At 44.0% G+C, this 15,298-nt stretch carries 12 protein-coding genes; 6 read left to right on the top strand and 6 right to left on the bottom strand.

Annotated elements, in window-relative coordinates; all coding sequences use genetic code 11:
* Positions 1-17 precede the first annotated feature (17 nt).
* The 5 genes from S4054249_RS20635 (at position 18) to thpR (ending at position 7,872) form a co-directional block, all read left to right on the top strand.
* A complete protein-coding gene (locus S4054249_RS20635; protein WP_046354853.1) occupies positions 18-2,147 on the top strand; it encodes a peptidase domain-containing ABC transporter in 2,130 nt (709 codons plus the stop codon).
* 197 nt (positions 2,148-2,344) lie between these two features.
* Positions 2,345-3,565, top strand: a complete 1,221-nt coding sequence (locus tag S4054249_RS20630) for a lanthionine synthetase C family protein (RefSeq protein WP_046354854.1) — start codon at positions 2,345-2,347, stop codon at positions 3,563-3,565.
* An 11-nt stretch (positions 3,566-3,576) separates the two neighbouring features.
* Positions 3,577-6,723, top strand: coding sequence for a lantibiotic dehydratase (locus S4054249_RS20625; protein WP_046354855.1), 3,147 nt, complete (start codon positions 3,577-3,579; stop codon positions 6,721-6,723).
* A gap of 106 nt (positions 6,724-6,829) precedes the next feature.
* Positions 6,830-7,348 carry a hypothetical protein gene (locus tag S4054249_RS20620; protein WP_046354856.1) on the top strand — a complete coding sequence of 173 codons (519 nt, stop codon included), beginning with the start codon at positions 6,830-6,832 and terminating at the stop codon, positions 7,346-7,348.
* On the top strand, positions 7,348-7,872 hold the full coding sequence (thpR, locus tag S4054249_RS20615; RefSeq protein WP_046354857.1) for an RNA 2',3'-cyclic phosphodiesterase: 525 nt from the start codon (positions 7,348-7,350) through the stop codon (positions 7,870-7,872). The genes S4054249_RS20620 and thpR overlap by 1 nt, the downstream gene beginning before the upstream one ends.
* Here thpR and S4054249_RS20610 read toward each other — a convergent pair.
* The 3 genes from S4054249_RS20610 to S4054249_RS20600 are packed head-to-tail and all read right to left on the bottom strand — an operon-like array spanning position 7,862 to position 10,503.
* Positions 7,862-8,512, bottom strand: coding sequence for a pesticin C-terminus-like muramidase (locus S4054249_RS20610; RefSeq protein ID WP_052960870.1), 651 nt, complete (start codon positions 8,510-8,512; stop codon positions 7,862-7,864). The genes thpR and S4054249_RS20610 overlap by 11 nt on opposite strands.
* Positions 8,491-9,195 carry a hypothetical protein gene (locus tag S4054249_RS20605; protein WP_046354858.1) on the bottom strand — a complete coding sequence of 235 codons (705 nt, stop codon included), beginning with the start codon at positions 9,193-9,195 and terminating at the stop codon, positions 8,491-8,493. Before S4054249_RS20605 ends, S4054249_RS20610 begins: the two co-directional genes overlap by 22 nt.
* Before the next feature lie 21 nt (positions 9,196-9,216).
* On the bottom strand, positions 9,217-10,503 hold the full coding sequence (locus S4054249_RS20600; RefSeq protein WP_046354859.1) for a LysM peptidoglycan-binding domain-containing protein: 1,287 nt from the start codon (positions 10,501-10,503) through the stop codon (positions 9,217-9,219).
* A 176-nt stretch (positions 10,504-10,679) separates the two neighbouring features.
* Here S4054249_RS20600 and S4054249_RS20595 point away from each other — a divergent pair, with 176 nt between their 5' ends.
* Entirely contained in the window at positions 10,680-10,976 is a 297-nt protein-coding gene (locus S4054249_RS20595) for a DUF6482 family protein (protein WP_039611170.1), read from the top strand.
* A 26-nt stretch (positions 10,977-11,002) separates the two neighbouring features.
* Here the strand turns inward: S4054249_RS20595 and S4054249_RS20590 are convergent, their stop codons facing one another.
* The 3 genes from S4054249_RS20590 to S4054249_RS20580 form a co-directional block, all read right to left on the bottom strand.
* Entirely contained in the window at positions 11,003-12,997 is a 1,995-nt protein-coding gene (locus S4054249_RS20590; RefSeq protein WP_046354860.1) for a hypothetical protein, read from the bottom strand.
* A gap of 159 nt (positions 12,998-13,156) precedes the next feature.
* On the bottom strand, positions 13,157-13,909 hold the full coding sequence (locus tag S4054249_RS20585; protein ID WP_080928285.1) for a LytR/AlgR family response regulator transcription factor: 753 nt from the start codon (positions 13,907-13,909) through the stop codon (positions 13,157-13,159).
* An 84-nt stretch (positions 13,910-13,993) separates the two neighbouring features.
* Positions 13,994-15,298 (bottom strand): sensor histidine kinase, encoded by a 1,305-nt coding sequence (locus S4054249_RS20580; protein ID WP_063881446.1) that lies wholly within the window; start codon positions 15,296-15,298, stop codon positions 13,994-13,996.

The raw sequence follows: 15,298 nt of genomic DNA, 5'->3' as shown, positions 1-15,298 counted from the left end.
AATAAAAAAGGCTTTATATGCACCAGGAAGATAACTCACCGGTACAAAAATTACAGTTTTGGTCAAGGAATTCACTACCGGTTATTTTGCAATCAGAGGCCGCTGAATGTGGCTTGGCCAGTTTGGCGATGGTCGCTGCATACCACGGCTACCATAGTGATCTGACAACACTTAGACAAAAATTCAGCATATCTATTGAAGGCGCGACACTGCTTGATATTATGCACTTCGCTGAGCAGTTAGAGCTAAGCTCTAGACCGCTTAGAATTGAATTAGAAGATCTCGATGCGCTGCAGACACCGTGTATCCTGCATTGGGATATGAATCACTTTGTGGTACTCAAAAAAGCCAATGAAAAGCGTATTGTGATCCATGACCCTGCATACGGCGAAAAGACATTTACACTAGAGGAAGCATCTAAGCATTTTACTGGTGTAGCCCTTGAACTCATACCAACAAAAAGCTTTGAAAAGAAAGAGAAAAAGCCCACTTTAAGGTTCGCTGATTTTTGGAGTCGGATCACGGGTCTGAAACGCTCTTTACTATTGATATTTATTTTATCGATAATTTTACAGGTGTTCACTCTCGCGGCGCCTTATTATATTCAGTTGGTCATAGATGATGTGGTGTTGACAGGCGATACCAATCTATTAACGGTGCTAGCTACGGGGTTTTTCCTCGTCTTAGTATTTGAAATTGCGACTAATGCACTGCGTGGGTTCACGTTATTACACTTTGGCAACCAAATGAATATTCAGTTGGGGGCAAACTTATTTCATCATTTAGTTCGTCTGCCAATTTCTTATTTTGAAAAGCGTCATATGGGAGATGTTGTATCCCGATTTGGCTCATTGCAACAGGTCAAACAGATTTTAACCACTGGGGTTATCGAGGCCATTATCGATGGGTTGATGGCTATTATTACTTTGGCGATGATCTTCTTTTACAGCCCGACTCTATCTGTGGTCGTGCTTACAGCGGTTATCGCATATGCTTTGGTTCGTATCGCGATGTACAAACCGTTTAGAAACATCAGTGAGCAAGAGATCATGGCGCGTGCAGAAGAAAATTCCAATTTTATGGAGACTGTACGCGGTATTCAGACGATTAAATTGTTTGGCTCAGAAGTTAAACGTGAAGGGCAGTGGCAAAATAGATATGCCAATGCCATAAACCAGAGCATTCGTCTTGGTAATTTCCAAATAGGCTATGATGCGATCAACCGTGCTTTGTTTGGTATTGAGAATATACTCGTTGTTTATTTAGCAGCGCATTTAGTGTTGGAGGGCGGGTTTAGTACCGGAATGCTTTTTGCCTTTATGTCATACAAGCGTCAGTTTATGGATAAGACCGCTAACTTAATTGAAAAGTTAATTGAGTTCAAAATGGTTGGTTTGCATTTCGACCGTATCGCAGATATCGCACTAACCGAAAAAGAAACATTGCAACCTGAGCAACTAAAAAATCATTCCGTTGAGGGTAAAGTTGAACTGAAAAATATCTGTTTCTCCTACTCTGATGCGACTCCTGATGTCTTGCATAATTTGAATTTGGCCATTGCGCCGGGTGAATCAGTTGCGATCACAGGACCATCCGGTTGTGGTAAATCAACATTACTTAAAATCATGTTGGGGTTAAACCAAGCCAAAAGTGGTGAGGTGTTGATTGATGATGTGCCGATTGAGCAGATCGGTGCTCGCCAATATCGTCAACAAATTGCTGCGGTGATGCAAGATGACGAACTACTATCGGGATCGGTTGCAGACAACATCGCCTTTTTTGATACTCCAATAGATATGGAACGAGTTGTATATTGTGCACAACTCGCTGCCATTCACGACGATATTAGCCAAATGCCAATGGGCTATGACAGTTTGATTGGTGATATGGGGTCATCGTTATCTGGCGGCCAAAAACAGCGTATTATTCTTGCTCGAGCGCTTTATAAACAGCCTAAAATCCTGTTTATGGATGAAGCAACGAGTCACCTTGATACTTCTTTAGAGTCTGATATTAACGAAGCGGTTAGTCGTTTAGATATGACGCGAGTGATCATTGCACATCGCAAGGAAACGATTGCTTCAGCTGACAGAGAAATTCGCTTACAAAAGGTACACGCCGAAGAGTTTGCTCAAGAGAGTGAGTAGCAGAAGAAATATGCAATCACCGCTGCACGCTATTTGTGAGTTGGTGATTGCGATGAAATTTTGGAAACACATACAGATACAATATAAGCGGTAATTTGGTTGTTAGTGGGGACTCGTCCTATTGAGCTAACACATGAATTGAGTTAGCTTTTATTGCTACAACAAAAAAAATAAAGCTTTATTTATTAAGGAAGACAATGTCAGAGCAACTATTGATCACAGATAATCAACGCCAAGAGATTAGTGGCATCATCTCCGTGCTTGCACAAGAAGTAAGCAGCCATTTGCAAACAAATAATGAAATAAAAAATGGGTTACTGAGCGGGCTTGCAGGACAGCTCTTATTTTTATTTAAAGCCCATCATATGGATGCCAATACAATTGATGAAGCGCTTTTTTCAGAGAAGCTGGAAGTGCTGCAAGAACAGTTGGTAGAACAAAGTTTTGAATTAAGTTCAGGCTTAGCTGGCCAAGCTTGGGTTCTGGAGTTTTTCAATCAAGCAGACAAAGAAGAGTATGACGCTGAGCTGCTTGAAGATGTCGATGAGTTATTTATACAAGCGTTAGATTATCACCCATGGCCGGGTGAAATCGAAATGGTGCTGGGGTTATCTGGGTATGCGCCCTACGCGGCAAGGCGCAGTCAGTTTTCGGATCAATCTAAGCTCTATTCTATTATTGTCAGTGGGTTAGAAAGCACTGCGACGTATTTTGATAATGGTCATATCGCTTGGTCTCAACCAAAAGAGTCGATCTATCGCTTTGATACGGATGACAGGGAGAAACCTGAATACAACCTTGGCCTCGCACATGGTGTACCGGGCATGATCGCCGCATTATTACCCGCACTCAATATCCCTTCTTTAAAAGCGCGCGCAGCTAAGCTGATTTCTGGGGCATGTGATTGGTTGCTTGAGCATCAAACTGGGCATGATCACGCCTATTCTTGCTATGGCTCTTGTGCCGGAGAGAGTGATCCGAAATCTCGATTAGGTTGGTGTTATGGCGACCTTACTATCGCACTTATTTTAGCTCGGGCAGGCTATGGGTTGGATCGCCCTAGTTATATAGAGCGCGCGCGTGAGATAGCAGTACATGCTGCCAAGCGTGACGATAAAAGTGCTTATATCAATGATGCTGGTTTATGCCACGGTTTCGTGGGGTTAGCTTTGATATTCCAAATCGTGAATAAAATTATGCCTGATCCTAAGTTGGCCGAAGCCACACAATACTGGGTTGATTATAGTTTAACGGCCTACCGAGAACGCGGTTTGTCTGCACTGCACTCATATAACGGCGTGAGTAAATCACACGAAGTAGATTTTGGTTTCTTGATGGGTTATGCAGGGATCGGGTGTGGACTGATCAGTTTACTGGATGATGATGTTAGCTGGACTGACTGTTTGTTGATGGTTTAGGAGTACTAGGAATGTCGAATAAACAAATAAAAAGTGATAATTTTTTTGTCATTCGTACACCACGCTTGGCGCTTGAGCAATTGGTCGCTTTTGGTGATGATAATCAAAACACGAATACGTTGCTCAGTGCGTGGCTGGCAACGCCGGGAGTTGAAGAAGCAATTTACCTTGCCAGTCCTTCACTATTAGAGCGCATTGAACAATGGCGGACTAAACCTGAATCTAAGCAGGGGAAAAAGGTTGCACATGCATTGATTAAATATATGGTGCGAATGTGCTCGCGTCCGACGCCATTTGGTTTGTTTTCTGGTATTCACCAAGGCCAAATTGATGCACAAACCATATTAACGCCGGCAGAGCATGTTCAAGACACACGCAAAACCCGCCTAGATATGTTTTATTTATCGGCGCTAAAAGAGCACTTTGTTAAACATGCCTCACGATCTGAGCATCTGACTTATAAACCTAACTCATCGCATTATTTTGTTGCTGAGCAATGTCGCTATATTGAGACTTACTTATCAGACGATACCATGCAGTATCGATTGAGTGCAGTTGAAAGTGATGAGTACTTTAAGTTTGCGTTGGCGCTTGCCAAACCAGGCTTAAGTTTTAATGAGTTAGTAGCGAGATTTTGCGCGCATTATGAGGAAGCAGATCAAGTAGAAGTTGAGAGTTATATTCAAGACCTTATTGACGAGGGGGTCTTGTTAGCAGATATCCCCTTACCGTTGACTGGTGACTCTCCAGATTTAGCGTTGCTCAAATCTATTGAAGGGATCAAAGAACTTGATGCGGCTGATAAGTTAGCAACTGCGTTGGCACAGATAGAGCAACTTGATACTGCACGCAGTGGTGAAATCACCCCTTACAAACAGCTATTGTCTCATCTTGAAAGCCTGCCTGTAAAAGCGCAAGAAAACAAACTGTTCCAAAGTGATATCTATCGCGCGTTTGAGCAGTGCCAAATTTCTGAAATGGAAATCAAGCGTGTGCAGAAGCAACTTGAGGTTATTGCAGGGCTGACCATTTCGAACCCAGGCTCGGGTTTAAGCCAATTTATGACTCAATTTAACAGTCGCTTTGAAGGTCAGTTTGTGCCATTAGATGTCATCTTGGATGATGAGTCCGGTATCGGTATCTCGACGGAAACTGGGTATGAAGCGCCTTTAGTTGCGGGCTTAAATCTGGCTCGAAATGGCACTAACCAAGGCACCGTGCCAGAAGTCAGCATGATTGATAGTTTGGTTGAGCGGGCTTTAAGTTTGCCTGAAAACCGTGATAAAGCCTGTGTTGTCTTAAAGAGTAAAGAGCTCAAAGGAAAAATCAATAACAAAGATGCCGTCAATAAATTTCCTTACTCTTTCGCGACGATGCTGAGCTTATATCAGGATGACCGAGGCAATCCAGTGTATAAGTTCAATGGGTGTTATGGCCCCTCAGCAGCGAATTTATTAGGCCGTTTTTGTCACCTCGACACAGAGCTAAAAACATCTGTGATTCAGCATCTAAAACAAGAGCAAGCGCACAACGAAGATGTCATCTTTGCTGAAGTTGTACATATGCCTGAAGGGCGTCCGGGTAATGTCATTGCGCGTCCGCATTTAAGGCAGTACGAGATCGTATTTATGGCTGATAGTGCGCTGGAGGATGAGTATCAAATCCCGCTCAGTGACTTACATGTCTGGGTCGAAGGCCAGAAAGTAAAGTTGTGGAGCAAGCGTTTGAACAAGCAGGTAGTGCCTCGTTTGTCGAGTGCACACAACTACTCAGCGCGCAGTCTCAGTGCATATAAATTTTTATGTATGTTACAACACCAAGAAGGTAGAGCGCCGCATTTCAACATGCCCGCCAGTACTGAACGCGCTGCATTTGTGCCGCGGGTGATGTTAGATAATCTAATTTTAAGCGAAAAAACGTGGCGTATCGAACGCAGTGAACTGGAAGCAATCAATAAAAAAGGGCAGTTCAATCGTGAGCAATTGGATGCATTAATGCAGAAATACCAGTTGGATGCACAAGTGAGCTTTGCGATGGCTGATAACGTACTGCAACTTGATATTCGTAACCCGGATATGTTTGCTATTTTGCTGAGTGAGACGAAAGGGCAAACGAGTGTTGAGTTAAAAGAGGTATTGAGCAGTCATTACCGCTCTCGGGTGGTAGACAGTGAAGGGCGTCATTACAGCAATGAAGTGATTGTGCCATTTTTTAATGAGCATGCATCTGTCCATAGCCACTTCTCTGACGATCCGTACGCCAACATCACAGCTGCGCCGATTAAGCGACGCTTTAGTGCCGGATCTGAATGGTTAAGCTTAAAAATTTACTCAGGTAATTCACTGGTTGAACAATTACTAACAGAAGAGTTGTTGCCATTGGTTGAGCAAACGAGTGAGCTGTACGATAAATGGTTCTTTATTCGCTATGGCGATCCAGATTGGCATATTCGCTTGCGCTTCCACGGTGATCCGCAACTATTATGTGGTCAACTGCTGCCACGTTTGAATGCATTGTTAGATCCGAAGATTGAGTCTGGTGAGCTGCACAAAGTTGAGTTAATGACCTATGAGCGTGAAGTCGAGCGCTATGGCGGACCTGAATCGATGAGTTTGGTCGAGTCGCTATTTATGTTCGACAGTCGATTAATTGCGCAAACATGTGGATTGATAGACGAATACGGTGAAGACGTGCGTTGGCGTGTTGCACTGGCGTGTACACATAGACTACTTAATCTCTTTGAATATACTGATGAAGCACGCTTTGCGCTGGTGAGTCAACTTAGAGAAGGATTTGGACGCGAGTTTAATGAGACCAGTGTGCTGCGTAAACAGCTTGGTAATCGTTATCGTGATTACCAAGAAAAGCTGGATGATGACTTTGTTAAATTGGTGCCTGATCAAGTACAGCATTGTGATGAGGTACAAACGGCTATGTTGAGTATATTAGAGCAATGGCAACAAAGCGCTGCACCTGTGGTGCAGGTATTGAATCAACAGATCGCAGATCAACAGCTCAATTGTACTAAAGATTCATTGTTGAGCTCACTATTACATATGCACAATAATCGAATGTTTAAAGCGTATGGTCGTGAACAAGAGTTGGTGGTCCATGATTTAATGCGACGTAAGTACTTTTCGGCTGACAAAAAAGCGTAAATACGTCCTGATAAAGCGCTCATAAGAGCGCTTTTTTTGTGCTTTGCGTACTCGCACACTACAGTTAAAGCAGATTCGTTTTTACTCAAAAACAAGGGGAAAGACAATGAACGCGCTGCGGTGGGGATTATGTTTAATATGTATATACAACCCATTAGCCTGGTCTGCGGATTTGGCAAAGGAGTTGAAGGCGTTTGCGCCTTATTTGGGCACTTGGGAAGCCAGTTTTCGTGTGTCCGCGGATGCACCGGCAGTACAGGATGTAAGCCGTTGGGAGCGTGCACTCAATGGCACCGCCATTCGGACATTACACTCTATCAATAATGGTGACTATGGTGGCGAGTCGCTGATTTTTTGGGATAAACAAAAGCAGTCATTGGTATTTTATTACTTTACCACTGCTGGGTTTTATACCTCGGGAAGGATTGAGGTGATCAATGACTCTGAATTTGCAGCCTATGAACAAGTGGTGGGTAATCAAGATGGGATCACGCAAGTGAAGTCGACCAGCCGCTTTAAAGCAGGTCAATTTAGTGTGGCGACTGAGTATTTCAAGCAAGGTAAGTGGACCTCCCCGCAAACGAGAGTATATAAGCCCAGTCATCAAACCGTGGTATTCAAATAGTGGCAGCAAAGCGGCTGTTTTTTGGTATTGGGCTGGCGCCGCAACAGACAACACATATTCAAAGCTGGCTTAGTCAGCATGTGAAAGCAAAAAAAGCACCGACGTTGTCTCGCAATTGGCATTTGACGCTGGCCTTTCTTGCGCAGGTAGATAAGGCGCAAGAAGATGATGTCATTGCATTCGCTAATCGCTTAATGTTGCCGTTTTTTCAGTTGCACTTTGCGAGCACTGGGTATTGGTCTCATAATGGGATATTTTATTTGCAGCCCGATCACATAAATGCCGCATTGCGCAGCCTTGCAGAGCCTCTGCGTGAATATGGGGAGAAGTTAGGACTGTACCGAAACCCTTATCCGTTTTCACCCCATATAACTTTGTTTCGCGGTGTTAAGCCTATGCCTCTAGTGGATGTACCTATCGAACCTTTTTCACTGGATGTGACGCACTTCCATTTATATCAGTCACACTCCCTTGATGACGGGCTTCATTACACGCCAGTCGAGACGTTTGCGCTTAACGCTTAAACTGAGAGAGTGCTTTGGCAAGGATAAAGTGGCCGAATCTTTGTAATATGCTGGTGGAACCACTTTGCTTAAATAAGCGCTCTGTGGCGTTATTTCGCGCTTTACTGACGTGTTTTCGGTGACATTCTTTGGCTGCTTGCGGCCAGTTTTCAGTGCGAATAGCGTGTAATAGGTTAGGCCAAGCGCGGCTTAAATTAGGTGTGCCTAAATTATATGCCATATCGAGCAGAGCAAGCTGCACATTTGGCGGCATACGGTGAAAGGGGATATAGCCGTTTTTGGGACTAAAAAGGCGGCAGAGTTCACCTTCAAACTCGGCAACTTTCTTTTCTAATAATTTTACACATTCTTGCTGTGGTAAATACAATTTGCAATGTGACTCATACCAACTCGCTAGCTGTCCTGCTGGTAGGCGTGCAATGGTCTCGAATTCTTGTATTTTCACTGCACGACTCGCCGCTTTGTGGGTTGCTTTCTCGCGTAGAGCCAACTTGCTTAGTGCCTTGGCGTCGGTAATATGAAAGCCTGCACCTAAAGTCACATTGCCTCTTGTGTCGACATACAAGTGTGCAATGACCCCTTCATATAAACAGATATGTTTAGCCGCTTTTCGACGGTTTATTGTGTTGAATTGGAACAATTCGCAACCTTTTTTACTTCTGATGCTTTATTGACTGTGTAGCATTGCTTTAGCAAAGAGCAATAGCAAGTATTTACTTCAATATCATGGGCTATTTCACCGATTTTTTCCCACAAATTGTTGTTAAATTTACTTCTCACCATAGAAAATAAGACTAAATCATTGCCATCAGCTAACAGAGAGTTATTGGGGTTGCTTGTGACATACCAACCGAATTGCTTCAGGTAGTTAATATCGCCATTGTCTGCTTGTATCTCTTTGAGTGCAGCTCGGTAGGCATTAAGGCTGCAACAATCATTCAGTAGCTCGACCAAAGTATCGTATTGAGTCCCCTGATATTCAAATTGCATAGATTTGATAAGTGCAGGCCCAGTGCCGGAGTTTTTAACTTTGACGGTCATATGTGCTCGTTCAGCCTCAATATCATAGTCACTGTAACTGACTTGCAGCCATGGCCAGGTTTCTGCGTATAACTGTCTCTCTGCTGCGGTTACCTGCTCTTGGGCGGCTTTTGCTTGCATATAAGTCGCGTAAAACGACGCTGCAGAAATTAAGATGGCACACAGTGCCAAAATGCTGTTCATTTTAGAACGTGACAGACGTAATTTTAATTTCGGCCCTGTGTTGAGCTGTGGTTCAGTGGGCTTATGCTGTTCCATTGTGTGGTCTGGTTGTGAAGACATCATCACCTCCTATGGATAAGTCTAAGGCGTCGCTAAAAAGATCGTCAGTTGCTTACCAATTTGCAATGTTGAGCTGGAGAGTTCATTCCATTGCTTCAATTTATTTACAGATACATTAAATTGTTTAGCAATGCGCCATAAACTGTCGCCAGACTTGACGGTATAGGTGTAATGTTGATCTGCCAATACGGGTAATATCAAGCGCTGTCCAATGCGTATTGTGTTAGATCGCAACTGGTTAAAAGATTTGAGTTGGCTAACGCTGAGTTCATAATTGGCGGCAATGACACTTAGGCTGTCACCCTTGCGCACGGTGTAAGTTTGCCATTGGTTGCTGGGCATTGTGGGGAGGTTTTTGGCATAGGCCTGCCATTGCTGTGCCTTATCGATAGGCATAATGAGTCGATTTGGACCACCAAGTAAAGCCGGAAAGCGTGCGTATCCTGTATTGAGTTCAGCGAGCATAGACCAATTGGGATCTCTGTCCAAAATGGTGGCCGCAGGTAAGGAAACCGTGGTGATTGCAGGTGTATTGGCAATGGCTGGAAAAGGCATTAATTGCTGCTTGAGTAATTGGGTCGCTGCGATCAGTTTAGGCACGTAGTGACGTGTTTGGCGCGGCAGCTGCAAAGCAAAGAAATCGGTTGAACGACCTGCTTTGCGATTAGTTTCAATCGCCCTTAATACCCTGCCTTCGCCAGTATTATAAGCTGCGACGGCGTGATACCAGTTACCATCGAATCGCTTGTGTAAGTAAGTCAAAAAATCAAGTGCAACGCGTGTTGAATCAATGAGATCTTGACGACCGTCGTACCAAGGGTTTATTTCGATACCGTAGTGTTTGGCGATCAGTGGTGTCAATTGCCAGAGGCCTGAAGCATGTTTATGAGAATACGCCTGCATATCGAAATCTGTTTCGATTAACGGCATTAATGCCAATTCGATCGGTAGTCCGCGTTTTTCAATCTCAGTAACAATGTAATACAGCAAAGGTCCAGCCCTTTGGCTGATAGTGTCCATGTAATTAGGGTGCTGTAAATACCAATTGACGCGCTTGAGCACTCTTGGGTGGCTTGAAGGTGCAAAGCTTATCTGTTGGCGGATCCGCTCCCAGACATCTTCAGCATGGATCGGGGCAACAGGAAAAGATTGCACATGCTCTACACCATGGTGTGGCTGTATTTGACTTGGTACTGTGTGTGATTCGATGACTTGTTGAGTTTGCTCATTGGCTTGTGAGTCTTCTTTCGTGGACTGACAGGCGGTAAGAGTCAATGTACAAGCAATGAGAAAAGCGCGTTTGAGCATAGTGGTACCGAGTTATTATTTTTCTTGTTGCGCTATTTTATAAGTTAGTGAAATCAATACACAAGTTAAAATAATTGGTACAGAGATAATGCTTGAGATAGAGTCTGTTTATTTTTTGAACTAAACTGGGTTTGAGTGCGTTTATATATGTAGTTCCATTGAGAGAGGTGTTGTTTATGGACCGCACAGAACTGAAAGAGCAATTTGAACACAGTTATATGGATCCGGTGATTTTAAGCTATGCAGATTCAAACCATTATTTAGCTGGTGGCTTGGATGTATTAGGTAATTATCATTTGATCACCGATAAGCACGGCAAAATTGTGACCTACAATTCATTGCGAGAAGCCGAAGTCGAATTGGCTGATTTGGGCGCGAAGGAGGCGACGCTTGATATGGAGACCGCCTATGATGAAATGGTGGGGAGCGTCAGTGATGGTCATTGCCGATTTAAATTACCATTAGTGCACTAGCTGAAAGCGGGGCGAGTGCCCCCTGTTTAAAGCTGCCCTAAGATAGACAATGTCACAACGGGGTCGATGCGCTCATCAAAGCGTCGCGTGCCAGTGTACATGCCCCTTCTATCTTCGTCATAGAAGTGTTGTATGTAGCTATATTTGGCTGTATTGATGGTTGCGACAGATGTGTGAAAGCGCAGCTTGTTTGAATATTGATACTCCATGAAGGCGCTGAGCTCGATGTGGTCTTCTTTTATGTAGAGTTCGTCAACATAGTAATTGGTTTCAGTGAGCGGTAGATAGACATCAATCCCCCAACTATACCGTTGACTATCTTGGCGAAATTCAACAGTGGCATCATGTGGGGTAAGGCCATCTGTGGGCCGCTGTCCCGTCAGCAGATCTCGGTATCGGGCACTGGCAAAGTCATAGTTGAGTGTTAACTTGCTATCTGAAAGCCACTGCGATGTGTCCCATGTTGCACTCAGTGATCCTCCTAATTTTTGGGCGTTACCGGCATTGCCTATCATCGCATCGCCACTCGGTAGCGGTATAAACTCGTGCACATCCTTTTGCCATTGATGATAGAGATTGACGTTTAAATACAAGGCCTCAAATAAGCGCAGATTAAATTCAGTCGCTAACTCACTGTATTGGCTAGGCTTGAGTGATAAATTGCCAGATTGGGTGCGGTTGAACTCGGCATCTTGGCTTTGGACAAAATCATCAAAATCCAGCTGATCAACTTGGTGCTGTGCGGTTATCGTCATGTCCCAATTAGACTGTGGATCATAGCTGAGCCTGATGAGTGGTTTAATGAACCCCAGTTGGGTTTTATTGTTGTGTCGAGCATGGCTTTTGAGCACGGTGCGTTCTGCATTTAAGCGGGTATAAAGTTGCCACTGTGAAGTGAGCACAGTGGTGATGGCAGCATAAGGTTGGTATCTGATTTCGTTGACGTGGGCTTGTTCAAAATCTCCGTCACTGCCCGTTGTCGCATCTAGCTGGTTGCGGCTGATCTCAATCCCTAACTCCGGTGAATAAGCACGACTTGGTAGTGAGGCATTAAACTGTATGACCTGCTCTTGTTGTGTTTTATGCTGTTGATAGGGCGCTGCGATAAGTGTGTGCTCAAAGTGCTCACTGTTGAGATCCGTTAATTTTCGATTGTGCAGCACAACCAATTGCATCAAGTTATCGTTGTTGCTGGTTTTTTGCCAATCTATACTCATTTCATATTCAGCGCGAGACTCGGACTCATTTAATTGCCATGATAACGGTGAGCCGTTTTCTCTGGTTTGCGTGAGCTGAAAGTCATCCAGTATGGCTTTGGCAGAGAAAGTCAGGCGGCTGTCAATCAGTGCAGGTTGGCTGGTGATAGATAACAGTCGACCATTGCGTTTTTCAAAAAATGCTTCATCGCCTTGCTCTACCAGCGCCCCAACAGCGTCTATTTCTTGAAATGTTGAAGTCGACTGGCTGCGATCATCTTGATAATGCATATTAAGTTGGTGTTGCCAGTACTCACCCGGTAAGGAGAGCTGTGTTGCTACTTCACTCGGACGATAGTCATGATAAGCTGAGGTCAGTTTGCTTCTCGCTTGCCAGTGCGCACCGAGTTTAGGCGAGTGAGTAATGACATTGACCAATTGGTTAAATTGGCTTGCTGTACTAAATGGGTGGCCAGCGCTATAGAGATGAATGGCGGCGATTTGGTCACTGGGTAACTGTCTTAAAATATCAGTGAGTGATTCAGACTTGGATACCGCACTGGTGCCATTAATCAGCACATTGCCGCCTGCTGCACTTAGCCCTCGTTGAGTATTGCTTTGCGTGAGTGTGAATCCAGGGAGTTGGTTTATTTTGTCCAGTGCATTTTGTCCATACAATGCCTCAAGTGCTTCATTTTTATAGTGTGTTGCAGCAAATTGTTGATTGAGTGTTGCGTATGTATTGGTTGCTGCAACGAGGGCACAACTGAAGGTGTTGGCGCATAAACCAAGCAAGGTTATCACTGAATAATAGTGTGCTTTCATTGTGAGTGGGTTTCCATTTTTAACTTACTTGCTGAGCCTATTGAAATAAATCAATCTATTACAATCAATAACCTAGGGATAATTGGTGGGTTTTTGGGACGAATGGCATGGTGTTGTTCACTCGTCCCAACAGGCTTGGGACGAGTATCGTGGGGTCAGTTAAGCAACGCGCTGGAGTTTGGCTTTGACTGCGGGCTTGAAGGCTTTGCTCAGCGCCACCATTTTGCCATTTTTGAGCAGTACTAAGCCGCTGCCAGACGGCTTGATTTGGATGCGCTCAACAAAATTCAAATTAACTAAATGTGAGCGGTGTGTTCGTGTGAATAAGGTATCAGGGAGTTGCTGCTCTATTTGCTTTAAGGTGATCCGCTTTAGGTATTGGTGTTGCTCTGTGTGGAGCTCAACATAATTACTGGCTGAGTTGATATGGGTAATATCACTAAAGCGCAATCGTGTTGTGGTGTTACCTGATTCTACTTCAAGTGTATTGTGATGAACGGGTTGGTCAGGTCGCAAAAAAGTATGCCAAAGATAGCTCAATACAAACAGCACCAAAGGGTGGGAGGGTGCGAAATACAACATGGTGTAGGGGATGGGATCACACAAGATCCAAAAATCAAAAATGGCTTGATAGGTCATCGAAATGCATAACATCAAAGCAAGGATTTGAAGGAACTTGTGCTTAGTCAGCTGATTTGCCAGATGGTACTGTGTGAGTAAGCGAAATACTACGGGGGTGAATAGATACCAAAGCCCCCATTCTTGCAGAGCCCACCAGGGCCGATTATTGATCTCTTCTGCCGCTGGCACAGACCAATCATAGAGTACATAAGTGGCAGACATGAAGAAAATAAAGGCACTCCACCCTGCGCAAGAGATCAACCATTCCTTTTTAAGTTGTGCTGTCATCATGTAACCCTAAATCAGAAACGCAGTGATAGTTTACGCGAATAAATAAATTTGCCTATATAAATTGGTGCTATTTTGACCTGAAAGTTAGCCAAATACACAGCGAAAACAAGCGCCTTGTGATCTGTGTAGATAGATAAGCTCGCCACCATGTTGCAACATAATCTGCTTTGATAGGCTCAAGCCAATCCCGGAACCTTGCTGCTTAGTGCTAAAGAATGGCACAAACATCATTTTGCTGGCTTGTTCAGTGATCCCAGGGCCATTGTCACAAATATCAACACACAATTGCGCATGTTCATTATACCGTGCGATCAGGTCGATTTGGGGTTGGGTGTTTTGAGTTGTGGCTATGGCCTCAATGGCATTTTTGCACAAATTAATGAGGACTTGCTCTATTTGTTTTATGTCTAGCGTGCACATGACCTGTGTGATGCCACTGATCCTAAACATCACATTTGGATGTTGGCTGTCAAATAATTGCTTAACGGAGCTGAGCAGTTCATACAGCTGAACAGCTTGTAACTGTGGTGCCGGCAAGTTACTTAAGTGCCTAAACTCGCGGATAAACTCGCTCAAATGTGTACTTCTTGAAGCTAAAGTTGATAAAGCCAGAGTTAAATCTTGTTTGTCTTCTTGGTCATCAAATTGGAGGCCATCGGGCATCAGCGCTAGACAAGTTTGTGCCATAGAAGCCAGAGGTGTAATTGAGTTGGCGACTTCATGGGTAAGGACTTTAGTGAGTTGCTTGTATGCTTGCTGTTCTTTGGCATTGAGCTGCTCTGTGATGGATTGCAAAGTCACGATTTTATATTGCAGGTATTGAATTTGCAGCGTGCTCACTTGTACATACAAGGTTTCCGGTTGTTCATTTCGATGCCAAGTAAAGCTGCTTTGCTGATTGGTAGTGGCGCTGCTGACAAAGGTGAAAATGTCTGGACTGCCTTGTTTTAGAGACTCTAAATTATTGATTTTAATATTTAATATCTTTTTCGCCGCAGAGCTTTGTTCAATGATCTGGCCCTGTTCATCACAGATCAGCAAAGGCAAGTTGATATGGTTAAATACTGCATTGATAAACTGTACTTGGCGCTGGGCATCTAATCGAGTTTCTTGCATCTGGTTGCGTGCTTTTTCGTAATCTTGGCGCAGCGGGTGTGTCACCGGCAAGCCTAATGTATGATCGCCATTAGACAGGGCGCGAAATAACTGTTCAGGAAATCGCTGAGCGCGATGGTATAGCGCGGTGAGCCAAATAATTTGTGCGAGTGAAAAAAGCACCACTAAAGCGGTGATGGCACTCAATTGATAGTGCATCACTGTGATATAAAGCAACATACCGCTAAATAATAAACTCATGCCACATAATGCGGACTTAAATCTAATATTCAT

The organism is Pseudoalteromonas luteoviolacea, from assembly GCF_001750165.1.
Classification (GTDB): Bacteria; Pseudomonadota; Gammaproteobacteria; order Enterobacterales; family Alteromonadaceae; genus Pseudoalteromonas; species Pseudoalteromonas luteoviolacea_G.
This window is presented reverse-complemented; position numbering and strand designations above follow the sequence as displayed.

Coding starts and splice junctions, on each gene's coding strand:
- S4054249_RS20635 (WP_046354853.1), top strand. CDS start 18: ATGCACCAGGAAGATAACTCACCGGTACAAAAATTACAGTTTTGGTCA.
- S4054249_RS20630 (WP_046354854.1), top strand. CDS start 2,345: ATGTCAGAGCAACTATTGATCACAGATAATCAACGCCAAGAGATTAGT.
- S4054249_RS20625 (WP_046354855.1), top strand. CDS start 3,577: ATGTCGAATAAACAAATAAAAAGTGATAATTTTTTTGTCATTCGTACA.
- S4054249_RS20620 (WP_046354856.1), top strand. CDS start 6,830: ATGAACGCGCTGCGGTGGGGATTATGTTTAATATGTATATACAACCCA.
- S4054249_RS20605 (WP_046354858.1), bottom strand. CDS start 9,195: ATGTCTTCACAACCAGACCACACAATGGAACAGCATAAGCCCACTGAA.
- S4054249_RS20600 (WP_046354859.1), bottom strand. CDS start 10,503: ATGCTCAAACGCGCTTTTCTCATTGCTTGTACATTGACTCTTACCGCC.
- S4054249_RS20595 (WP_039611170.1), top strand. CDS start 10,680: ATGGACCGCACAGAACTGAAAGAGCAATTTGAACACAGTTATATGGAT.
- S4054249_RS20590 (WP_046354860.1), bottom strand. CDS start 12,997: ATGAAAGCACACTATTATTCAGTGATAACCTTGCTTGGTTTATGCGCC.
- S4054249_RS20585 (WP_080928285.1), bottom strand. CDS start 13,909: ATGATGACAGCACAACTTAAAAAGGAATGGTTGATCTCTTGCGCAGGG.
- S4054249_RS20580 (WP_063881446.1), bottom strand. CDS start 15,298: ATGAATATTAGATTTAAGTCCGCATTATGTGGCATGAGTTTATTATTT.